The following is a 21884-nucleotide window of genomic DNA, read 5'->3' as shown; positions in this document are numbered from 1 at the left end:
ACGGCGCCGCCTCCTGGTACTTGAGGCGCCGCGCCGGTGGCGACGCAATTAATCGGCCATAACCGGCGTGTCGGATATACGCCACGTGGCTTGCCGCGCGATCGCCACGAACGCCCTGGCGAATTTGCCGCCGCCGATTATCGCGATTTGATTTTGGCGGCGGCTGGCTGCCGCCGGGCCGGTTTGCATACGGCCGCACCATTTGCGGGCCTGAGCCGCGAACTGCGGCCGGGCAACACCGACGAGGACGGAAATCCCGGCGACAGACCACGACACCGAAAGTTCACACAATTATCGGCGCCAAGAATTTTCGCAAAAACAGCATCCGATTACTACGGCAGGATTTGCAGCGGGCGGCGACCTCGTTATAATTGTTTTCAGCATTTTCACCCCCGCACACACCCACCGCATTCCACTCCACCGGAAACCGAGGACCCAATGGCGACTTATCAGGAAATCGTTCAGAAAATCAGTGAACTGCAGAAGCAGGCCGAGGAAATCAAGGCACGCGAACAAGCCACGGTGATCGCGGATATTCGCGAGAAAATCGAGCAATATGGCCTGACCGCGGAAGACCTGGGTTTTGGCGCAAAGGTGCCGGCCGGCAAGAAGGCGGTCAACCGCAAGGTGCCGGTACGCTATCGCGACAGCGCCGGCAATACCTGGACCGGCCGCGGCAAGCGCCCGGGCTGGCTGACTCAGGCCCTGGCCCAGGGCAAGGCAGTTGAAGACTTTCTGATCCGCTGAAACACGCGATCCGGCAGATGGCAAAACGCCACGGAATTGATCCGTGGCGTTTTTGTTTTCTGGCCTGCCGCGGCGCCCGTGCAACACCGCGGCACCGCCTGCCCCGGCCGTCAGGCGTCGAACCCCTGCGGATTCATCGACTGCCAGCGCCATGAGTCCTCGCACATGCGGTCGATGTCATGGCGCGCGCGCCAGCCCAGCAGCTGGTTGGCCAGCGCGGGATCGGCGTAGCACGAAGCGATGTCGCCCGGGCGCCGCGCCACGATGTCATGCGGCACCGGCTTGCCGCTGGCACGCTGGTAGGCCTGCACCACTTCCAGCACGCTGTAGCCACGGCCCGTGCCCAGGTTCACGGTCATGCTCTTGCCCTGCGCGCGCAGGTAACCCAGCGCCGCTAGGTGGCCGTCGGCCAGGTCGCAGACGTGGATATAGTCGCGCACGCCGGTGCCGTCCGGCGTCGGGTAGTCGCCGCCGAATACCATCAGCCTTTCACGGCGCCCGCCGGCCACCTGTGCCACATAAGGCATCAGGTTGTTTGGAATACCGCGCGGATCCTCGCCGATCAGCCCGCTTTCATGCGCGCCGACCGGATTGAAATAACGCAGGTAGGCAATGCGCCAGTCCGGATCCGATGTTTCCAGGTCGCGCAGGATTTGCTCGCCCATCAGCTTGGTCTGGCCATACGGATTGGTGGCCGACAGCGGGAAATCTTCCAGGATCGGCACCGCATGCGGATTGCCATAAACCGTGGCCGAAGAACTGAACACCAGCTGTTTCACCCCGGCCGCACCCATTGCCGCGCATACCGTCAGCAGCCCACCAAGGTTGTTGCTGTAATACTCCAGCGGCTGGCTCACGGATTCGCCCACTGCCTTGAGCGCGGCAAAATGAATCACCCCGCTGATGCGGTGTTCGGCAAAGAGCCGGTCCAGCAACGCGCGGTCGCGCACGTCGCCCTGCACAAAATGCGGGGTCTGGCCGGTAATGGTGGCGAGCCGCTCCAGCACCACCGGGCTGCTGTTGCATAGATTATCCAGGCCGATCACGTGGTAGCCGGCATTGAGCAGCGCAACCCAGGTATGCGAGGCGATATAGCCGGTGGCACCGGTCAGGAGCAAGGTTTCAGGCATGGAAAATACGCGTCGGAATTCGATTCAGGGCCGGGCCTTGGCCTGGCGGATTCAAAAAGTTACTCAAGCACAACTTTCAGCAGCGTAAGCCGGTGAAGCAGCTTATTATCCACGATCTGCCGTTGCGCCCAGGTTAGCCGGCGCAGAGCGCGGGCAATGCTAGGCCCGGCTTGCCGGCGCTTCCGCCACCAGCCCTGCCCGCGCCTGCCAGGCTTCATAGGCGGCGCGCAGCCGCCAGCCGGACTCCAGGTCGCGCATGCCCAGGCATTGCGCCACCTCGGCCGGCGCCGTGCCGGCCTCGAAATGCATCGCGGCGCAGGTATTGCGCAGCGTCTGCGGCGACGCGCGTTCGCTGCGGCTGGCCAGCACACCGGCCTCGTCCAGCAGGATCTCCACGCGCCGGTAGACCGAGGCGGCATGCATCGGCCGCCCCGACGGCATGGCGGGAAACACCAGGCCGCCAAGCGTGCCGGAGGCTTCGCGCAATGCCAGCCAGGCCCGCAGCGGCGCATGGGCCAGGCTGAACAGCGGCACGGTATAGGCCCGGCCGTTGTCCGCGCGGACCATGCGCAGCGCCATCCGGCCGGGTGCGCCAGCTTCGATAGCATCGACCCGCAGCGCCCGGGCTTCGCCTACCTTCAGGCCGCCGCCGAGCAGCACCGCCAGCAGGGCCGCATCGCGGGCGCGCTTCCATTGGGTGGGCGATGCCGCGGTATGCGTGTCGCCGGCCAGCATGCCGGCCGGGCCGAGTATCCGCGCCACCAGCAGGTCGCGCTCGCCCGGCAGCAGGAAGGCGGTGGGATCGTTCTCGCCATCGGCCAGATGGGCGCGCACCGCCTGGCTGGCCGGGTTGTGCATGCCCTCGCGCAGCCGCGCCAGGTGATGGAACACCCGTTCGATCAGCCGCGTATAGCGATAGCGGTGCGATTTGTGCAGCTGCTGCGCGTCCAGGAACTCACCGATCTGCTCCGCCGACCAGCTCAGCGGCGGCAGCCCGCGCTCGGCCGACCAGCGCAGCAGCTTGCCCCACATGGCGCGGTACACCACGCTGGTGCCGTGCCGGAAGCCATGCCGTGCCAGCCAGCCGTCGAACGCGCGCTCCGGATGGTCACGCCAGGCGGCCAGGTCGGCATCGAACAAGGCCGCCTGTTCAGGATGGGCAGCGGAGGGCTTAGTGGTCACTGACTCTCCTGCCGGGGGCCGGCGTGCGGGGTTGGGATCCCGCCTATTGTAGACAACCCGTCACTGCGCGGCGGGGGCGCCGGCACCGTTGGCCCCGCATCGCTTGCACAGTGCCCCGGCGCATGCTACCTTTCCATCCACTATGCAACTGGTTGCATAAACCCCGCAGCCAGACCCCGTCAAACGAGACGCCCGCGCACCGACGCCAGCCAAGGAGACCGACGTGACCACCACCAACCTGATTCCCGCTGCTCAGGCCTCACTTGAAGCCTGGCACCAGATGCTGGCCAACGGTTCGATGGCCGGGCTCGACGCCATCGTGGCCGATGAGGTGGTGTTCCGCTCTCCGGTCGCGCACACCCCCTACCCCGGCCGCGCCGCGATTGGGCTGGTGCTGACCACGGTGAACCAGGTGTTCCAGGACTTCCGCTATCACCGCAGCTTTGTCAGCGAGGACGGCCACAGCGTGGTGCTGGAATTCAGCGCGGCCGTGGACGGCAAGGCGCTCAAGGGCATCGACATGATCCGCTTCGACGACGCCGGCCGCATTGCCGAGTTCGAAGTCATGGTGCGCCCGCGCTCTGGCCTGGAGGCGCTGGCCGCCGCCATGGGCGCGCGCCTGGCCAGCCAGAGAGACGTGCTGACCGGCACGGCCTGACGCAACCCTGTTTCGCAGCACCGCTTTTTCGTTTTACCGGATTACCCAGGAGACTTCACCCATGGCCCTTCCCGCCCAACTCCAGAACCGGCTGTCGCTGCCGGTGGTCTGCTCGCCGCTGTTCATCATCTCCAACCCCGACCTGGTCATCGCCCAGTGCAAGGCCGGCGTGGTGGGCTCGTTCCCCGCGCTGAATGCGCGCCCGGCACCCAAGCTGGAAGAATGGCTGGACCGCATCACCACCGAGCTGGCCGAACACGACGCCAAACACCCGGACCGCCCGTCGGCGCCGTTCGCCGTCAACCAGATCGTGCACAAGTCCAACGACCGGCTTGAACATGACCTGGAGCTGTGCGTGCGCTACAAGGTGCCGATCGTGATCACCTCGCTGGGCGCGCGCAAGGAAGTCAACGACGCAGTGCACTCGTACGGCGGCATCGTGCTGCACGACGTGATCAACAACACCTTCGCGCGCAAGGCCATCGAGAAGGGTGCGGACGGACTGGTCGCGGTTGCCGCTGGTGCCGGCGGCCATGCCGGCACGCTGTCGCCGTTCGCGCTGCTGCACGAGATCCGCGAATGGTTCGACGGCCCGCTGCTGCTGTCCGGCTCGATCTCCAGTGGCGACGCGATCCTGGCCGCGCAGGCCGCCGGCGCCGACCTGGCCTATATCGGCTCGGCCTTTATCGCCACACAGGAAGCCAACGCGCAGGACGGCTACAAGCAGATGATCGTCGACAGCAACGCCAACGACATCGTCTACTCCAACCTGTTCACCGGTGTGCACGGCAACTACCTGCGCGGCAGCATCGAGCGCGCCGGCCTGGACCCGAACGCGCTGCCCGAATCGGATCCGTCGAAGATGAATTTCGGCTCCACCAGCGTCAAGGCGTGGAAGGACATCTGGGGCGCCGGCCAGGGCGTGGGCGCGATCAAGCGCGTGGTGCCCGCGGGCGAGCTGGTGCGCCGCTTTGCCGAGGAATATGCGCTGGCACGCCGCCGGCTGGGGTTGGGTGAGGCCAGGCAGGCCGGCACGCGTGCCGTCGATCTGGCCTGACGCTGCCAGTCAGCTGGCCTGGCAGGCTGTAGCCGCCGCCCGTGCGGGGCGCGGCTACAGCAGCGGCAGCAGTTCCTCGCCCCAGGCCACCCAGTCCTGCTCGAAGCGGATGCCGCGCTGCAGCAGCGCATAGCGCAACTGTTGCGCGCGGTCCATGTCCGGCGCAGAAAAATCGCGCCGCTCGATCGCCAGGTAAGTCTCCAGCCGGGCCCGGTGCAGCGCGATCAGCCGCCGCATCTCGTCGCCCAGGCCAAGCGGCCCGATCACCGCATCGGCGCGCAGCTTGACCAGGATTTCCTCGCGCTGGTCCAGGCTGGCGCCGGGGGTCAGCACCCAGCGTGCCAGTTCGTCACGGCCGGCCGGCAACACCCGGTAGACCTTCTTGCGGTTCTTGCGATCGCCGGCACCGGTCTCGCCTTCCGCCGCCTCGGCTTCATCCGCGGCAATCCAGCCACTATCAGCCATCCGTCCCAGCTCGCGATAAATCTGCTGGTGCGTGGCATGCCAGAAATAGCCGATGGAACGGTCAAAGCGCCGCGCCAGGTCATAACCGGACGACGGTTTTTCGATCAGGGAAATCAACAAGGCGTGCTGGGTCGACATGCGTCTGGGCAGTGGCCCGTCGGGGGGCGATGAAAAATGGTTGGAAGCGGATGCGGCAGACCCGGAACCGGAACGCGCCGGTAGCCGCACTTCGCCGGGCTGGCGCTATGGTATCGCAATGCCGGCCTTGCGCAGCACCCTCTGCGATGTCGTCATCGGCGTCGCCAGCAGATGCCATACATTCATTAAATTTGTCAGTTTCGAAATTTCCTGGCAGACAGAATTAAAAAACGCTGAATGGCATTTCTGCGCTTGATGCAATACATTCCATACATTGAAATCCAGTGCGAGCGCATATCTGCCCCCGGCCGCACCTTGCAGCAATCCTGGAGTGTGTCCATGACCGGAAGAATTTTGCTTGCCGAAGAGCGCGACGTGGCCTGGGAAGCCGACGCCGGCGAACTCCCGTTCGGCATCCTGCCGCCCATGCGCGACAAGGCGCCCATTTACTACCGCCTGCCCGATACGCCGGACGGGCACCATATCAAGGAATACGCCAGCGGGCTGCGCCAGCTGGTGCGCTTTGTCGGCGTCGAAGAACAGGTTGTCAAATTCAGCCTGGGCTGACCAGGCACGTAACCGTTTCCCTGTGGTTGTCTCCTCCGAGCCCGTTCCTGCGGGCAGGGACTTGAACCCGTGAATTTCGCGGGTTTTTTCTTGGCCGGCCGAATCAGAGCTGCGGCGCCAGGCAGGCCGCGCCGTCCGGGTTGGCTGTTTCCGCCATGCCGAACACCGCCCTCGCGCCGCATTGCGAGCCGAACATACGCGCCTGGTCGTGGCCAACGCCCACCACTTCATAGGCCTGGTGGCGGATCACCAGCCCGGGGCTGGCCAGATAGCGCTCATAGCGCAGGTAGCCGCGGGCCCGCTGCAGGCGCGTGGGGCCTTCGGCCTCAGCGCCGCACGCCTTGTCGAGTACGCGGTGGTTGGGGTCGTTGTCTTCCGTGCCGGCCAGGTAGGTCACCTGACGCCCGGCGTAGCGCTGGTACAGCGACGGGCCATTGGCTCCCTTTGCGTAGGGCACGATGTCCTGCATGCCATAGCGGTACTTGTCGTAATCCGGGCACGCCGCCTTGTCGTAAGGCGCAAACGAGCGGCCGTCCGCGCCGGCCGGGCGCACCGGCGTGAAGTACAGGTAGGACGAGGGGTTGGCCACCACATAGCGCAGGTCGATGCCGCGCGCGCGGATGCGCTCGTCGACATTGTTCAGCACGGCATAGCGATGCACGATCTGCGCACCGCCCGAATGCCCGGCCACGGTCACCCTGGCCACCTGCGGCAGGCGCGCCTTGTCGGTGACGAAGGCCATCAGGTCATCGAGGACCTGCAGTGAACTGACCGTGAACGGCGAGTTGACCGCGTTCTGGCCACTCATCCAGCCCTGCACCGACCATTGCGGCATGCCGTCGAAGCCCTTGCCGTGGTCAGGCGTGCCGGGGAAGTTGGGCGCGACCAGCAGCACCTCGTCCGGATTGCGGCCGCTGGCCTTGAGCAGTGCAGCACCGGCGGCGTAGTAGTCATCGCCGTTGCGCTGCAGGCCGTGCTGCACGAACACCACCTCGCGGATGCGCGACAGGTCTGCGTCGAGCTGATGGTTGGCGTAGACCGGGAAGTCATAGCCCGCGCCCGTGCCCAGGTGCACGCGCTGCCAGTGCGGCTTCGTCTGGGCCGGCGTGGCCGCCGCCTCTATCGCCCTGGCGGCGGAAGGCGTGTCAGGTGCGCTGGCGCAACCGGCCAGCACGGCCATGGCGATGGAGGCGCCGGCCAAAGCCCGGCATGGTTTCCTTGGCACAACGAGAGCAATGGCTTGCAGCATGGGGAAGCGACTCCTGTGGGAATGTTTTGCCGGCGACGGACCCGGACGCGCTGCCCTGGTCAGCCCAGGCGCCTGACCAGCGCCGCCACGTCCGGCCAGGTCACGCGGCGGACCATGACCCGCAGGTCCGGACCGTGGAAGTCATCCTCGAACGCCTCGGATTCCTCGCCGCCCAGCCGCTGGTAGAACTCGCGCGCCTGCGTATTGGCTTCCAGCACATAGAGGAACAGCGGCCGCCCTGGCCAGCGCGCGGCCACGCGCTGCGCGCAGTGGGCCAGCAAGCGCTTGCCCAGGCCCTGACCGTGGAAGGCGGGCAGCACGTGGAGGTTGTCGAGATAGATGCCGAACCGGGGCTCCGCCTCGGGCAGCAGGCAGGCAAAGCCAGCGGCTTCGCCGTCGACCATGGCCAGCGTGACTTCCACGGGGCCGTCGGCGCCGTCGTGCATGCGGGCGCGCCAGGCGGCCAGCCGTTCCGGGTAGGCCTGGTCCCGCAAGTAAGCGGCTGGCAGCATGCCGGGATAGGTGTGCTGCCAGCTGGCGGCGTGCATGGCGGCAAGCCGTTCGGCATCGGCAGCGGTGGCGGGGATCAGCGCAAGATCGGACATGATAGGCGGCACGAATCTGAAGGCCGGGCTCGCCACACACCCGGCGAGGCATCGGGAAGTGCCCATTGTGCCTGCGGCAAGCCCAGGCTTGCAAAATCCGGATGCAGGGATTGCAATTGGCATGCCGGGAACGCAGGATGCAGCACCCGGCACGTGACCCGGCACAATGAAGAGGAAGCCCCCATGTACATGGTCTACTGGTCCGAAGGCGACGGCACCGGACTCAGTCCCCACGCGCAGTCATTCCCCAGCGACGCCATGCGCGAAGCGCTTCGTTTTACCGAAGCGCTGCGCCAGCGCCAGCACGCGGGCGAGCCGGTGAGCTTTGTCACGCTGTGCTCGGAGAATCCCAACTCGGTGGGACGAGCCGGGGCGGCGGATCCGCCGCCCGACTACGAGTGGAAGAAGAGGCGGCCCTGAGGATTCCCAGGCCGCCATGCCCCCTCAGGCCCGCGCGGCCGCAGGCCGCAGCGCGGCGCGCACCACGAAGGCCATCAGCACCGCAAACAGCAGCATCACCGCCAGGAAGTACAGGCCGGCAGCGAGACTGCCGGTGGCGTCCTTGATCACGCCGATGCCATACGGCCCGAAGTAGCCACCGAGATTGGCCAGCGAATTGATCGTAGCGATGCCCACCGCGGCGCTGGCGCCGGTCAGGAACTCGCCCGGCAGCGCCCACACCACCGCCTGGATCGAATAGATCGAGAACGCCGTCAGGCAGATAAACAGGAACTGCAGCACCGGCGACTGCACCCATGCGCTCAGCGCCATGGTTACCGCGGCCATGCCGGACACCACCACAATATGGCCGTAGCGCTCGCGCTTGCGATCCGAATGGCGCGGCACCAGGTAAAGCCCGACCACGGCGAACAGGTAGGGCACGGCCGACAGCATCCCGGTCATCACATCGGTGACGCCGAACTGCTTGATGATGGTCGGCAGCCACAGCGACAGTCCGTAGATGCTCAGCGGGAATGGCAGGAACAGCAGCGACAGCAGCAGCACGCGCTTGTCCTTGAGCGCCTGCAGCGGATTGCCGTAGGATTTCAGCGCATAGGCGGCCTGGTCGGCAGCCAGCTCACGCTCGATCCAGGCGCGGTCGCCCGGCGCCAGCCACGCGGCGCTGGCCGGCGACTCCGGCAGCAGCTTCAGCGTCGGCAGGCACAGCAGTACCGCGGGCAGGCCGCTCAGCACGAACAGCGTCTGCCAGTTGTTCATGCCGAACAGCCCATGCGTGGACAGCACCAGCCCTGCCAGCGGACCCGTGATGATCAGTGCGATCGGCTGCGCCAGCACGAGCAGACCGATGATGCGCGCGCGGTGCCGCATCGGGAACCACTTGGTGAGGAAGTAAAGGATGCCCGGGTAGAGGCCCGCTTCGGCCGCACCCAGCAGGAAGCGCAGCGCATAGAAGCTGTAGGGGCCGCTGGTCAGCGCCATCGCCATGGTAATGACGCCCCACGTGAGCAGGATGCGCGCGAACCAGCGGCGCGCGCCAAAGCGCTCCAGCGCCAGATTGCTCGGCACTTCGCACAGGAAGTAGCCGATGAAGAACAGGCCCGCGCCCAGGCCGTAGGCCGCATCGCTGATGCCGATGGCCGCGTTCATGTGCAGCTTGGCGAAACCCACCACCGAACGGTCGATATACGCGACCACGTAAATCAGCGCAAGGAACGGAATCAGCCGCCGCACCAGCATGCCGATGATGCGGCTTTCCTCTATCGCTTGTGAATCTTCACCCTGTGTCGGGGCGGCGCGCTCCATCGGCGCGGTCTGGGTGCCATGCATGGCAAGTCTCCTCTTATTGTGGCAGGCAGGATCGCGCCGGCTGCGCGGCGGCAGCCGGCGCCGTGGTTCAGTGCGAGTGGCGCGGCACCTCGCGGCCGCGGCAGCCCACCAGGAAGTCGAGGTCGCAGCCCTCGTCCGCCTGCAGTACGTGGTTGACATAGAGCTTGCGATAGCCGCCGTCGGCCGGGGCTTCCAGCGGCTGCACGTCGGCCATGCGGCGCGCGAACTCGGCCTCGTCGATATCCAGGTGCAGGCGCCCGGCCTCGCAGTCGAGTTCGATCCAGTCGCCGTCGCGCACGATGGCCAGCGGGCCGCCGGCGGCGGCCTCGGGCGCCACGTGCAGCACCACGGTGCCGTAGGCGGTGCCGCTCATGCGCGCATCGGAGATGCGCACCATATCCTTGACGCCCTGGCGCAGCAGCTTGGGCGGCAGGCCCATGTTGCCCACCTCGGCCATGCCAGGGTAGCCGCGCGGTCCGCAGCGCTTGAGCACCAGCACCGAATTCTCGTCGACGTCGAGCGCTTCATCGACGATGCGTTCCTTGTAGTGTTCCAGGTTCTCGAACACCACCGCGCGGCCGCGATGGCGCAGCAGCCTCGGCGTTGCCGCCGACGGCTTGAGCACGGCGCCGCGCGGCGACAGGTTGCCGCGCAGGATGCGGATGCTGCCGTCGCGGATCAGCGGCTGGTCGAGCGGGCGGATGACTTCGTCGTTGGTGATGGGCGCGTCCCTGACGTTGTCCCAGATCGCCTTGCCGTTCACGGTCAGCGCCCCGGGGTGCGGCAGCAGGCCGGCCTCGCCCATGCGGCGCAGCACCGCCGGCAGGCCGCCCGCGTAATAGAACTCTTCCATCAGGAAGCGGCCCGACGGCATCAGGTCGACGATGGTCGGCGTGTCGCGCCCCACCTTGCTCCAGTCTTCCAGCTCCAGCGGCACACCGATGCGGCCCGCGATGGCCTTCAGGTGGATCACAGCGTTGGTGGAGCCGCCGATCGCGGCATTGACGCGGATCGCGTTCTCGAAGGCCTGGCGCGTCAGGATCCTGGAGAGCGTCAGGTCCTCGCGCGCCATCTCGACGATGCGGATGCCGGACATGTGGGCCAGCACGTAGCGGCGCGAGTCCACCGCCGGAATCGCGGCATTGTGCGGCAGCGAAGTCCCCAGCGCCTCGGCCATGCAGGCCATGGTCGAAGCCGTGCCCATGGTGTTGCAGGTGCCGGCTGAGCGCGACATGCCGGCCTCTGCCGACAGGAACTGGTGCAGGTTGATCTCGCCCGCCTTGAGCGATTCATGCAGCTGCCACACCGCGGTGCCCGAGCCGATGTCCTTGCCGTCGAGCTTGCCGTTGAGCATCGGCCCGCCGGTGACGACGATGGCCGGCACATCGCAACTGGCCGCGCCCATCAGCAGCGCGGGCGTGGTCTTGTCGCAGCCGGTCAGCAGCACCACCGCATCGATGGGGTTGCCGCGGATGGCTTCCTCGACATCCATCGCGGCCAGGTTGCGCGTCAGCATCGCAGTCGGGCGCAGGTTGGACTCGCCATTGGAGAAAACCGGAAATTCGATCGGAAAGCCGCCGGCTTCATACACGCCGCGCTTGACGTGCTCGGCCAGCTTGCGGAAGTGCGCGTTGCAAGGGGTCAGCTCCGACCACGTATTGCAGATGCCGATCACGGGGCGCCCGTCGAAGGCGTGGTCGGGGATGCCCTGGTTCTTCATCCAGCTGCGGTACATGAATCCGTTCTTGTCCGCGCTGCCGAACCACGCCGTCGAGCGCAGCGGCTTGCGTTGCTTGTCCTTGGAATCCGACATGTTGTTCCTGATGCGATGGCCGCCATGGCTGGCGGCCGGAATGGCAGGGACGACGGATCCAGCGGCGTTGCGTCATGGCGGCGCGGCGCCACGCTGTCTCCGGTCGTTTTTCTTTTGTCGGACGGAGTGTATGCAGCTTGCCGATATGCTACTAATGAAGAGTTCAGCCATTGCCATATCAATTCCGGCATTGGTATTAACCCTAGTCCTTATGCAAGCCCCCGCCAATTCCCCTGCCCCCGACGCCGCGCCGCTCTGGCAAAGCCACACCCGCCTCAAGAGCCGGCAATTGTTGCTGCTGCTGGCGGTCGCCGACGAAGGCAGCATCCATCGTGCCGCCGAGCGGCTGGCAATGACGCAGCCGGCCGCGTCGAAACTACTGCGGGAACTGGAAGAGATGTTGTCGGTGCTACTGTTCGAGCGCCTGCCGCGCGGCATGGCGCCGACCGACTACGGACGGGCGATGATCCGGCATGCGCGCGCGGTGATCGGCAGCCTGAACCAGGCGCGTGAAGAGGTGCTGGCATTGAAGGCGGGGCGGCTCGGCCATGTGGCGATCGGCGCCATCACGTCGCCAGGCGTGCGGCTGTTGCCGCCGGCGATCGCGCAGATCAAGGCGCGCTACCCGGGCCTGCGCGTGTCGGTGGAGATCGACAACAGCAACGTGCTGCTCGACCGCCTGGGGCAGGAAAAGCTGCACATGGTAGTGGCGCGGCTCTTTCCGGAGCACGACAAGGGGCGGCTGCGCTATGAACCGCTGTCGGAAGAGCCGGTGTGCGCGGTGGTCAGACCGGGCCACCCGATGCTGTCGGCGCAGGGCCTGTCGCTGGCCGACACCACCGAGGCCGCGTGGCTGATCCCGCCGGCGGGCACGGTGCTGCGCCACCGCTTCGAGCTGATGTTCCAGCGCGCCAGCCTGGCGCCGCCGGTCAACGTGGTGGAAACCGCCGCGCTGCTGTTCCTGACGCGCATGGTGACGCAATCGGACATGATCGCGGTGCTGACCGCCGATGTGGCGCAGTATTACGCCGCGTTCGGCATGGTGGAGATCCTGCCGATGGAGATGCCCTGCCATATGGACGATTTCGGCCTGATCACGCCGACCGACCGGCTGATGTCGCCGGGCGCGCTGCTGGTGGCCGACGCGCTGCGCGAGAGCGGGCAGCAAATCTACGGCGCTCAGCCCTGAGGCACTGCAGTATCGGCTGCGAGGCTGTAGATTCGGCAGGCGTTGTCGTGGAACATCGCGCGCTGCTCGGCCGGCGTAAAACCGGCGGTGATCACCTTGAAGCCGCTGAAGATCTGGTCGAAGCTGGCGCACAGGCCGTCGACCGGGAAATTGCTGGCGAACATCACGCGCGCGGGTGAGAACAGTCGGATGCAGGCCAGCACGATCCGCGCGTTGGCCGCCGCCGTCCACGGCTGGCCGGCCTGTCCCAGCCCCGAAACCTTGATGACGACGTTCGGGCATTCCGCCAGCATCGCCATCGCGTCTTCCCATGCAGCAAGCGCTGCAGGGCTGCGATCCGCAGGCAGGCCCGCGTGGTTGAGGATGATCGTCGTCGCCGGGAAATCTCGCGCCAGCCGCACCGCTTCCTGCGCATGCCACCACGGCACCTGCAGGTCGAAATGCAGCCCATGGCGCCCGAGTTCGGCAAAGCCGCGGCGCCAGCGCTCGTCTTCCATCAGGCTTGGCATGCGCGCTGCCGACAGCGCATCGGGGGCGCCGCCCGGCTTGTGCCGCACGCTGCGAACCAGCGGAAATTCCGCCTGCCGCGCCAGCACGTCGGCCGCGTCATCGTGATGCAACCACGCCTGCGCCACCACCGCATGCGGCGTGCCGTGTTCGGCGGCCACGCGCGAGATGAACGCGGTCTCACCGATCGGATCGCATGGATCCCATTCCGTTTCGACGTAGACGGTCTTGCGCACGTCATGCCCGCCCGCATCGGCAAAGTAGTCCGCCGGGTAGTAGCGGCGCTTCAGCGCGCTGTAATCGCCGTAGCGGAACGGGATCAGGCCGGGGTCGGACAGCCACGGATGATAGTTCGTGACCGGATCCCAGAAATGGTGGTGGGCGTCGACGATGGGGCCGTCGTAGCGCGTGGATGCGTTCACCGCAGCTCCTTGTTTAGTTTGCCGCTGCCAAGATCGATCAGCAGCGTGCAGGCAACGAACACCACCGCGCAGCCCGCAAAGAAGTGCAGCACGGTCTGGTAGCTGCCCAGATGCTGCAGGATCAGCCCGACCAGAATCGGCACCACGATGCCGCCGAGGCTCCCAGCTAAGTTCATGGTGGCACCGACGATGCCGACGCGGTGGGCGGGCGCCAGGATTGCCGGCAGGCTCCAGTACAGGCTGCCCCACATGGTGATGAACGCGGCCAGGCACAGCAGCACCACGGCCTCGACCGGATCGTCGATGCGCGGCAACAGCAGGAACACCGCGCAGATCACCAACCCTGAGACGGTCAGCATGCCCTTGAGCACCAGTGCGCGCGGCAGCCGGCGCATCAGCGCGTCGGCGCCGAAGCCGCTGGCGAGCGACCCCACCGCACCGGACAAGAAGATGAAGAACATGGCCATGCCGATCTGCTTCAGGTCGAAGCCGCGCGCATGCGCCAGGTAGTTAGGGCCCCACGTCAGCAGGCCGAAGAACACCATCGCCCAGCAGGCGCGGCCGATGGTAAGGCCGCACCATGAGCGTGGCGCGATGCGCCTGTCTTGCGCCGCAGCGGCCGCATTGCCCGCGGTGGCGCGGATATGCGCAAGCTCGCCATCATTGACGCCCGGATGCTGTGAAGGTTGGTCACGCAGGTAGCGCCACGACACCCAGCTCATCACCACGGTCACCGCGCCCGCGATAAAGAACGCAGTCCGCCACGAACCGAACGCGACGATCAGGTAGGAAATCACGATGCCGCCGATGGCCGCACCGAGCGGACTTCCCGCGTCGACCAGCACCGCACCACGGCTGCGTTCGCCCGAGGACAGCCACAGCGCATTGAGTTTGGCGCCGGCCGGGAACAGCGGCGCCTCCGCCGCACCCAGCGCCATGCGCGTCGCCATCAGCGAGATGCCGCCGGTGGCAAACGCCGCCAGCGCCTGGAACGCGCCCCACAGCGCGGTGGAACCGGTGATGACCTTGCGCGGCCCGAAGCGGTCGATCAGCCAGCCGCCCGGCACCTGCAGCAGCGCATACGACCAGAAGAAGCTGCTCAGCACCAGCCCCTGCATCGTCGGCGACAGGCCGAACTCCTTGCCGATGGTCGGCATGGCGATCGACAGCGAAATGCGATCGAGCAGGTTCATCACCACCAGCACGAACACCACGGCAAAGATGCGCCAGCGCACCCGGCTCGGTGCCTCGGCGCTTGCAATGGCCGCTGGCGGCGAGGCCGCGGCCTCGGGAGTGACGGATGTCGTCATGGTGTCTCCTGTCCTCGGTGTCGGTGGGACAAGCGGCGCGCGGTATCTTCCGCGCTGCCGCGTAGGCTGGTGCGTTTAGCCGATGATGTTGAACTGGCTGAAGTATTCCTCATTCAGCTCCAGGCCCAGCCCCGGCAGGTTGTCGTCGAGCTGCAGGTAGCCGTTGTCCGGCGCCGGATCGCCCTTGAAGATGTAGTAGAACAACTCATTGCCCACCTCCACGTCGTGCACCGGGAAGTACTCCGACATCGGCGAAGCGGTCGAGGCCATGGTCAGGTGGTAGTTATGCATCTGCCCGGCGTGCGGGATCACCGGCACCGACCAGGCCTCGGCCATGGCGTTGATCTTCTGCGCCGCAGTGATGCCGCCGACGCGGTTGGTGTCGTACTGGATCACGTCCACCGCGCGGCGCTCCAGCAGGTCCTTGAAGCCGTAAGAGGTGAATTCATGTTCACCGCCGGAGATCGGGAACGGGCTCGCCTTCTTCAGCTCGGCATAGCCTTCGATATCGTCGGCGATCACCGGCTCTTCCAGCCAGCGCGGGTTGAACTCGGCCAGGCGCGGCAGCATGCGGCGCGCGTACTCCAGGGTCCAGCCCATGTAGCACTCCAGCATGATGTCGACGCCGTCGCCGACCAGCTCGCGCAGCAGGCGCACCTGCTCGATGTTCTTCTGCATGCCGGCGGGGCCGTCCTTGGGGCCGTAGCCGAAGCGCATCTTCATCGCGGTGAAGCCCTGGTCGAGGTAGCCCTGCGCTTCGGCCAGAAACGCGTCGCGGTCGTCGTTGTTGTAGAGCTTGGAGGCGTAGCACCAGATCTTCTCCTTGGTGCGCCCGCCCAGCAGCTTGAATACGGGCTTGCCGACCGCCTTGCCCATCAGGTCCCACAGCGCGATATCGACTGCGGAGATTGCCGCCATACCGATGCCCTTGCGGCCCCACGCATGGGTGCGGCGGTACATCTTCTGCCACAGGTATTCGTTGTCGAACGGGTCCTGGCCGATCACCACCGGTGCGAGGTACTGGTCGACGATCTCCTTGGCCACGCGCGGCGCCAGCGCGCAGTTGCCGATGCCGACCAGGCCGGTATCGGTTTCCACTTCCACCACCAGCCAGCCATGGAAGCGGAACGAGCCCATGGCGTCGCCTCGCTCAAAGAGGATGTCGGTGGCGTTGGTGCAGAAATGCGCCTGCGGCGGCACGGTCTTGCCCTTCCATTCAAAGACGCGGGCGCGGACGTTGGTGATCTTCATGTTCAGCTCCTGATGGCGATGTGTTGGCGCGAACGCTCCCCGGCCGCACCGGGGGCGGTCTTGCTGGATTTGGTGTGGTGAAGGTGGTGGCTAGGGCGCGGCGCGCCGCTGCGCACCCATGCGGCAGGCGATCTGGAATGCCTGCAGCGTGGCGCCCGGATCGGCGCGGCCCTGCTGCGTGATGTCGAACGCGGTGCCGTGCGCGGGCGTGGTGATCGGCACCGGCAGCCCGCCCTGCACCGTCACGCCGCGCGAGAAGCCCATCAGCTTGATGCCGATCTGGCCCTGGTCGTGGTACATGGTGACGATGGCATCGAACTGCCGCTGCGACGGCCCGCCCTGCACCTTCAGGAAGATGGTGTCGGCCGGGAACGGACCGTCGGCCGCCACGCCGCGCTCACGCGCCGCGGCCACCGCCGGGGCGATCACGTCGATCTCTTCGCGGCCGAAGGCGCCGTTGTCGCCGTTGTGCGGGTTCAGGCCGCACACCGCGATACGCGGGCGCGCCATGCCGGCGCGGCGCAGGGCGTGGTCGATCAGGTCGATGGCGCCGCCCACGCGTTCCTGCGTGATCATCGCCGGCACGTCCTTGAGCGCCACGTGCGAGGTCACGCGCGAGGTCCACAGCCCGTCCAGAACATTGAACTCGCAGAAGTTGCCGTGGTAGCCAAGCTGCTCGGCAAACCAGTGCAGCTCATCGCTATGCGCCATGCCGGCGGCGTGCAGCGAGCTCTTGTTGAGCGGCCCGAACAGGATCGCGTCGGCCTGGCCCGCTTGCGCCAGCTGCAGTGCCAGCGCCAGCGTGCCCAGGCTGTAGCGCCCGCCCTCGGCACTGGCTTCGCCGCGCGCAAATGTCGGGCGCTCCGGCAGCTGCCAGTGGTACAGGCGCGGCTTGCCATCATCGGCAAAGGCGGGCGCATCGGTCTCGGCCAGCGCCAGCTCGACGCCTGCGATCCTCATGCCGTGGCGCCATTCGTCGCGGTCGGCAATCAGCAGGATCTCGGCCTGCGCGGCGGTCGCGGGGTCGGCCAGCAGCCTGGCGATCAATTCGGGGCCGATGCCGGCGGGGTCGCCCAGCACCATGGCGATTCTTGGACGGGAATTCATTGGACTTCCGGGTAGTTATTGGTCGAGCTTGACGCCCAGTTCAGCGATCAGCTTGCCATAGCGCACATACTCGGCACGCGAGAAGGCATCGAACTGCGCCGCGGTCAGCGCGCCGGGCACCGCACCCACATCGGCCAACCGGCGCACGGTGTCAGGGTCCTTGATCACCGTGGCCAGCGCGCTGCTCAGCTTCTGCAGCGTCGCGGGCGGCGTGCCGGCCGGCGCATAGACACCGTACCACGCACTCATCTGGATGCCGGGCACGCCAGCTTCAGCCAGCGTGGGCACGTTGGGCAGCAGCGCCGAGCGCTGGTCCGCGGTGACCGCCAGCGCGTGCAGCTTGCCGGCCTTGATATGGCTGATGACCGACGGCATGGTCTCGAAGCTCATGTCCACCTGCCCGCCCATCAGGTCCACCAGCGCGCTGCTGCTGCTCTTGTATGGCACGTGCAGCAGCTTGCCCTTGATCTGCCGCGCGAAGGACGCGCCGGCCAGGTGCTGGGTGCTGCCGACCCCGGACGAGCTGTAGCGGAACTTGTCCGGATTGGCCTGGATCTGCGCCACCAGCGCCTTGACGTCGCGCGCCTGCACCTGGTTGTTGACCACCAGCACATTGGGCACCGACGACACCAGCGCCACCGGCGCCAGGTCCTTGAGCGGATCGAACTGCAGCTTGAGCAGGTGCGGGGCAATCGCTTGCGAAGTCACCACGCCCATCAGCAGCGTGTTGCCGTCCGGCGCCGCCTTGGCGGTCAAATCCGCGGCAATGGTGTTGGACGCGCCGGGGCGGTTGTCCACCACGACGGGCTGCTTCAGCTGCGCGGCGAGCTTGTCGGAGACGATGCGCGCCATCACGTCGGTGCCGCCGCCGGGCGCGGCGCCCACCATCAGCCGCACCGGCCGTGTGTCCTGCGCCCAGGCATTGCCCGTTACTGCCGCCACCGTGACCAGGCCGGCGAGTGCGCCGGCGATCCATGTCTTCATTGCTGTCTCCGTCGTTTTGCTGTCCGGCTCTGCGGCACGGATGAGCAGACTATAGGAGCATCAGTGATTCACCACTACTGATGTTTTTTGAACTGGCGATCACCTGGCGTTATACCTCGGCAGCCGCCTGCTGCGCGGTGCGCGGCAATGCCTTCAGGATCGCGACGAGCTGCCGCGCCGACGCGGACAAGGTGCCGCCGCGCCGCGTCACGATGCCAAAAGTCTGCTGCCGCGACTGCAGCCGCACGGGCAGGATGCGCAGCATCTTCTGGCGCTCGAACATCGCAGCCACGCCGGTCGGCAGCAGCGACACCAGCCCGGGGTCGCCCTGCAGCATGGCAACGGTGACCAACGCCGACGAGGTCGAGATCGCATTGGCGGGGAAGCTCATGCCGGCCAGGTCCAGCTCGCGCTGCAGCAGCGCATGCATCGGCATATGGCCGGCATAGGTGATCCAGCGATAACCCGCGAGGTCGGCAAACCCCATCGCCCGCGCGCGCGGCGCCGGATGCGCATGGCCCGCCACGACCGCTACCTGCTCGTCGCCAAGCGGGTGGTAGTGGTAGCGGGCCGGCTCATCACTGACCAGCGAGCGGCCGATCACCAGGTCGAGGTGGCCGTCGTCGAGCAGCCCCAGCAGGCGCAGGCTGGTGTCCTCGATGATCTCCAGCGCCAGCTCCGGCTGCGCCTCGCGCAACTGCGCCAGCGCCGGCACCAGCACCTCCGGCACCGCGCCCATGATCACGCCGATGGCCACGCGCCCGCCGCTGCCCGCGCGGATGCCCGCCACCTCCTCGCACATGGCGCCCAGGTCGGCCACCAGCTGGCGTGCGTGCCGAATCACGCAATGGCCAAAGGCATTGGGACGCATGCCGCGCTTGGAGCGCTCGAACAGCGGCGCTTCCAGCATGCTTTCCAGTTCCTGCAGCGACTTGCTGGCCGCCGACTGGGTCATCGCCATCGCCGCGGCAGCCTGGTGCAGGGAGGAATGCTCGTCCAGCGCGATCAGCAGTTGCAGCTGTTTCATGCGCAACCGGCCGGTCAGGGTGTCGAGGGTGGATTTCATGAAGGGTCTGTGAGTCGCAAAAGCGATCACCAGATGGAAAGGTTTCAATATACAGCCCGCGGGTCGGCTCGTATATTGGCCCGATCCAATTCATAAGCAGCCGGAGGAGACCATGACCCGCACCCCATCCCCCAACGTCTACCGCGGCGTATTCCCGGTAGCGCCCACCATCTTCGACGCCCAAGGCGGCCTCGACCTCGACGGCCAGCGCCGCTGCATCGACTTCATGATCGATGCGGGTTCGCACGGCATCTGCATCCTGGCTAACTTCTCCGAGCAGTTCGTGCTGAGCGACGACGAGCGCAACGTGCTGATGAAGACCGTGCTGGAACACGTGGACGGCCGCGTGCCGGTGATCGTCACCACCACGCATTTCAGCTCGCGCCTGTGCGCCGAGCGCAGCCGCGCGGCGCAGGACGCGGGCGCTGCCATGGTGATGGTGATGCCGCCCTACCACGGCGCCACCATCCGCGTGCCTGAGCGCAGCATTTACGAGTTCTTCGCCACGGTCTCGGATGCCATCGACATTCCCATCATGATCCAGGACGCGCCGGTCAGCGGCACCATCCTGAGCGCGCCGTTCCTGGCGCGCATGGCGCGCGAGATCGGCAATGTGTCGTACTTCAAGATCGAAGTGCCGCAGGCCGCGGCCAAGCTGCGCGAGCTGATCGAACTGGGTGGCGACGCCATCGTCGGCCCCTGGGACGGCGAAGAGGCCATCACGCTGATGGCCGACCTGGAAGCGGGCGCCACCGGCGCCATGACCGGCGCGGGTTTCCCCGACGGCATCCGCCAGATCCTCGATGCCTGGCAGGCCGGCGACGCCGAACTGGCCGCGCAGCGCTACCAGCAGTGGCTGCCGCTGATCAACTACGAGAACCGGCAAGGCTGGCTGGCCACCAGCAAGGTGCTGATGCAGGCAGGCGGCGTGATCGCATCGGACGCGGTGCGCCATCCGCTGCAGCCGATGCACCCGGCCACCCGCGAAGGGCTGCTGAAGATTGCACGCCGGCTCGATCCGCTGGTGCTGCGCTGGGCCCGCTGATCTCATTGAAAGGACAAGGCATGACTCTCTCAGGCGAACTCCTGATCGGCCGCCGCGCGGAACGCGGCGGCAACGGCACCATCCGCGCCATCGACGCGGCCACCGGTGCCACCCTCGAACCGGCATTCGGCGGCGCCACGGCTGCGCAGCTCGACCGGGCCTGCGCACTGGCGTGGCAGGCATTCGACGCCTACCGTGAGACCGCGCCCGAGCGGCGCGCCGATTTCCTCGAGGCCATCGCCGCCAATATCCTGGCGCTGGGCGATGCCCTGATCGAACGCTGCACCAGCGAATCCGGCCTGCCGCGCGCCCGCATCGAAGGCGAGCGCGGCCGCACCGTGGGGCAGTTGCGCATGTTCGCAAGCCTGCTGCGCCAGGGCGACTTCCTTGAACTGCGCGTCGACCCCGCGCAACCTGAACGCAAGCCGCTGCCGCGCGTCGACCTGCGCCTGCGCCATATCCCGCTGGGGCCGGTGGCGGTATTCGGCGCCAGCAACTTCCCGCTGGCGTTCTCGGTGGCCGGCGGCGATACCGCCTCGGCCCTGGCCGCGGGTTGCCCGGTCGTCGTCAAGGCACATCCGGCGCACCCCGGCACATCGGAGCTGGTCGGCCGCGCCATCCGCAAGGCCGTTGACGACATGGACCTGCCCGAAGGCACTTTCTCGCTGCTGTTCGATGCCGGGCTGAAGGTCGGGCAAGGGCTAGTGGCCGACCCGCGCATCAAGGCCGTCGGCTTCACCGGCTCACGCGCCGGCGGCATGGCGCTGATGGCGATCGCGGCCGCACGGTCCGAGCCGATCCCCGTGTTTGCCGAGATGAGCAGCATCAACCCGGTGTTGCTGTTCCCGCACGCACTGGCCAATCGCGCCGAAGCCATCGGCACGGCGTTCGCTGATTCCCTGACGCTGGGCGCGGGGCAGTTCTGCACCAACCCTGGCCTGGTGCTGGCGGTTGCGGGGGATGACCTGGATCGCTTCCTGCATGCCGCGGCTGCGCGGCTGGGTGTGCTGCCGGCTGCGACCATGCTGACGCCCGGCATCCATCGAGCCTATTGCGCCGGCGTCGATACGCTCGCCAGCCATGCGCAAGTGCAGACCGTTGCGCGTGGCGCGGCGGGATCGGCTGCGCAGGGACAGGCCGCGCTGTTCGCCACCGACGCCGGTGCCTTCCTGGCCGACGAAGCGCTGCGCCACGAAGTCTTCGGCGCCGCCTCGCTGGTGGTGCGCTGCCGCGACCTCACCGAGATGCGGCGCGTCATCGACGCCCTGGAGGGGCAGCTGACCGCCGCCCTCCATATCGACGATGCCGACCACGACGCCGCCCGCACCTTGCTGCCAGCGCTGGAGCGCCTGGCGGGACGCATCCTGGTCAATGGCTTCGGCACGGGCGTGGAGGTCGGGCATGCGATGGTGCATGGCGGACCCTGGCCGGCTACGTCCGACGGCCGCAGCACCTCGGTCGGCAGCCTGGCCATCGCGCGCTTCCTGCGCCCGGTCAGCTACCAGGACATGCCGCCCGGCCTGCTGCCCGCATCGCTGCGCCCGGACAGCCCGCAACGCCACGCGTGGCGCCTCGACGGCAAGCTGCAAGGCATGCCCGGCTGA

Annotated in this window: 22 protein-coding genes; 9 read left to right on the top strand and 13 right to left on the bottom strand. The window is 67.1% G+C overall.

Annotation, left to right across the window (positions count from 1 at the left end):
- Positions 1–438 precede the first annotated feature (438 nt).
- Positions 439–747 (top strand): H-NS histone family protein, encoded by a 309-nt coding sequence (locus CNE_RS19190; RefSeq protein ID WP_010809859.1) that lies wholly within the window; start codon positions 439–441, stop codon positions 745–747.
- A 110-nt stretch (positions 748–857) separates the two neighbouring features.
- Here the strand turns inward: CNE_RS19190 and galE are convergent, their stop codons facing one another.
- On the bottom strand, positions 858–1877 hold the full coding sequence (gene galE, locus CNE_RS19185; protein ID WP_013951929.1) for a UDP-glucose 4-epimerase GalE: 1020 nt from the start codon (positions 1875–1877) through the stop codon (positions 858–860).
- Positions 1878–2036: 159 nt separating this feature from the next.
- Complete coding sequence (locus CNE_RS19180) at positions 2037–3059, bottom strand: tyrosine-type recombinase/integrase (protein WP_013951928.1); 1023 nt, start codon at positions 3057–3059, stop codon at positions 2037–2039.
- Between the two features lie 223 nt (positions 3060–3282).
- Here CNE_RS19180 and CNE_RS19175 point away from each other — a divergent pair, with 223 nt between their 5' ends.
- Together CNE_RS19175 and CNE_RS19170 are read left to right on the top strand one after the other, a co-directional pair.
- Complete coding sequence (locus CNE_RS19175; protein ID WP_013951927.1) at positions 3283–3717, top strand: nuclear transport factor 2 family protein; 435 nt, start codon at positions 3283–3285, stop codon at positions 3715–3717.
- A 61-nt stretch (positions 3718–3778) separates the two neighbouring features.
- The gene (locus tag CNE_RS19170) at positions 3779–4774 is read left to right on the top strand and encodes an NAD(P)H-dependent flavin oxidoreductase (protein ID WP_013951926.1); all 996 of its coding nucleotides are present in this window, start codon (positions 3779–3781) and stop codon (positions 4772–4774) included.
- A 54-nt stretch (positions 4775–4828) separates the two neighbouring features.
- Here the strand turns inward: CNE_RS19170 and CNE_RS19165 are convergent, their stop codons facing one another.
- Positions 4829–5377 (bottom strand): PadR family transcriptional regulator, encoded by a 549-nt coding sequence (locus CNE_RS19165; RefSeq protein ID WP_013951925.1) that lies wholly within the window; start codon positions 5375–5377, stop codon positions 4829–4831.
- On the opposite strand from CNE_RS19165, the gene CNE_RS41030 reads away from it, so the two are divergent.
- Both CNE_RS41030 and CNE_RS19160 read left to right on the top strand, forming a co-directional pair.
- A complete protein-coding gene (locus CNE_RS41030; RefSeq protein ID WP_148271640.1) occupies positions 5376–5633 on the top strand; it encodes a hypothetical protein in 258 nt (85 codons plus the stop codon). The genes CNE_RS19165 and CNE_RS41030 overlap by 2 nt on opposite strands.
- Positions 5634–5716: 83 nt before the next feature.
- Positions 5717–5944, top strand: coding sequence for a hypothetical protein (locus CNE_RS19160; protein WP_013951924.1), 228 nt, complete (start codon positions 5717–5719; stop codon positions 5942–5944).
- A 103-nt stretch (positions 5945–6047) separates the two neighbouring features.
- On the opposite strand, the gene CNE_RS19155 is transcribed toward CNE_RS19160, so the two are convergent.
- Positions 6048–7193, bottom strand: a complete 1146-nt coding sequence (locus CNE_RS19155) for a hypothetical protein (RefSeq protein ID WP_013951923.1) — start codon at positions 7191–7193, stop codon at positions 6048–6050.
- A gap of 59 nt (positions 7194–7252) precedes the next feature.
- Complete coding sequence (locus tag CNE_RS19150) at positions 7253–7798, bottom strand: GNAT family N-acetyltransferase (RefSeq protein WP_013951922.1); 546 nt, start codon at positions 7796–7798, stop codon at positions 7253–7255.
- Positions 7799–7981: 183 nt separating this feature from the next.
- Here CNE_RS19150 and CNE_RS19145 point away from each other — a divergent pair, with 183 nt between their 5' ends.
- A complete protein-coding gene (locus tag CNE_RS19145) occupies positions 7982–8218 on the top strand; it encodes a hypothetical protein (RefSeq protein WP_013951921.1) in 237 nt (78 codons plus the stop codon).
- 24 nt (positions 8219–8242) lie between these two features.
- Here CNE_RS19145 and CNE_RS19140 read toward each other — a convergent pair whose 3' ends face one another.
- Positions 8243–9586, bottom strand: a complete 1344-nt coding sequence (locus CNE_RS19140; protein ID WP_013951920.1) for an MFS transporter — start codon at positions 9584–9586, stop codon at positions 8243–8245.
- A 67-nt stretch (positions 9587–9653) separates the two neighbouring features.
- Positions 9654–11399 (bottom strand): IlvD/Edd family dehydratase, encoded by a 1746-nt coding sequence (locus CNE_RS19135; RefSeq protein WP_013951919.1) that lies wholly within the window; start codon positions 11397–11399, stop codon positions 9654–9656.
- A 211-nt stretch (positions 11400–11610) separates the two neighbouring features.
- Here CNE_RS19135 and CNE_RS19130 point away from each other — a divergent pair, with 211 nt between their 5' ends.
- Entirely contained in the window at positions 11611–12588 is a 978-nt protein-coding gene (locus CNE_RS19130) for a LysR substrate-binding domain-containing protein (protein WP_041228517.1), read from the top strand.
- Here CNE_RS19130 and CNE_RS19125 read toward each other — a convergent pair.
- The 6 genes from CNE_RS19125 to CNE_RS19100 all read right to left on the bottom strand — a co-directional run bounded on the left by CNE_RS19125 (position 12579) and on the right by CNE_RS19100 (position 19235).
- Positions 12579–13517, bottom strand: a complete 939-nt coding sequence (locus CNE_RS19125; protein WP_013951917.1) for an amidohydrolase family protein — start codon at positions 13515–13517, stop codon at positions 12579–12581. The genes CNE_RS19130 and CNE_RS19125 overlap by 10 nt on opposite strands.
- Entirely contained in the window at positions 13514–14827 is a 1314-nt protein-coding gene (locus CNE_RS19120; protein WP_013951916.1) for an MFS transporter, read from the bottom strand. The genes CNE_RS19125 and CNE_RS19120 overlap by 4 nt, the downstream gene beginning before the upstream one ends.
- 75 nt (positions 14828–14902) lie before the next feature.
- Positions 14903–16078, bottom strand: coding sequence for an L-rhamnonate dehydratase (locus tag CNE_RS19115; RefSeq protein WP_013951915.1), 1176 nt, complete (start codon positions 16076–16078; stop codon positions 14903–14905).
- Positions 16079–16168: 90 nt separating this feature from the next.
- Positions 16169–17185: a 4-hydroxythreonine-4-phosphate dehydrogenase PdxA gene (locus CNE_RS19110; protein ID WP_013951914.1), complete on the bottom strand. Its 1017-nt coding sequence runs from the start codon at positions 17183–17185 to the stop codon at positions 16169–16171.
- Positions 17186–17200: 15 nt separating this feature from the next.
- Positions 17201–18169 carry a Bug family tripartite tricarboxylate transporter substrate binding protein gene (locus CNE_RS19105; protein ID WP_013951913.1) on the bottom strand — a complete coding sequence of 323 codons (969 nt, stop codon included), beginning with the start codon at positions 18167–18169 and terminating at the stop codon, positions 17201–17203.
- A 109-nt stretch (positions 18170–18278) separates the two neighbouring features.
- Positions 18279–19235 (bottom strand): LysR substrate-binding domain-containing protein, encoded by a 957-nt coding sequence (locus CNE_RS19100; protein WP_013951912.1) that lies wholly within the window; start codon positions 19233–19235, stop codon positions 18279–18281.
- A 112-nt stretch (positions 19236–19347) separates the two neighbouring features.
- On the opposite strand from CNE_RS19100, the gene CNE_RS19095 reads away from it, so the two are divergent.
- Positions 19348–20280 carry a dihydrodipicolinate synthase family protein gene (locus CNE_RS19095; RefSeq protein WP_013951911.1) on the top strand — a complete coding sequence of 311 codons (933 nt, stop codon included), beginning with the start codon at positions 19348–19350 and terminating at the stop codon, positions 20278–20280.
- Between the two features lie 20 nt (positions 20281–20300).
- The gene (locus tag CNE_RS19090; protein WP_013951910.1) at positions 20301–21884 is read left to right on the top strand and encodes an aldehyde dehydrogenase (NADP(+)); all 1584 of its coding nucleotides are present in this window, start codon (positions 20301–20303) and stop codon (positions 21882–21884) included.

Source organism: Cupriavidus necator N-1 (assembly GCF_000219215.1).
In the GTDB taxonomy this organism is placed as follows: domain Bacteria; phylum Pseudomonadota; class Gammaproteobacteria; order Burkholderiales; family Burkholderiaceae; genus Cupriavidus; species Cupriavidus necator.
Note: the sequence above shows the minus strand (reverse complement) of the source record. Positions and strands in the feature narration are given on the sequence as shown.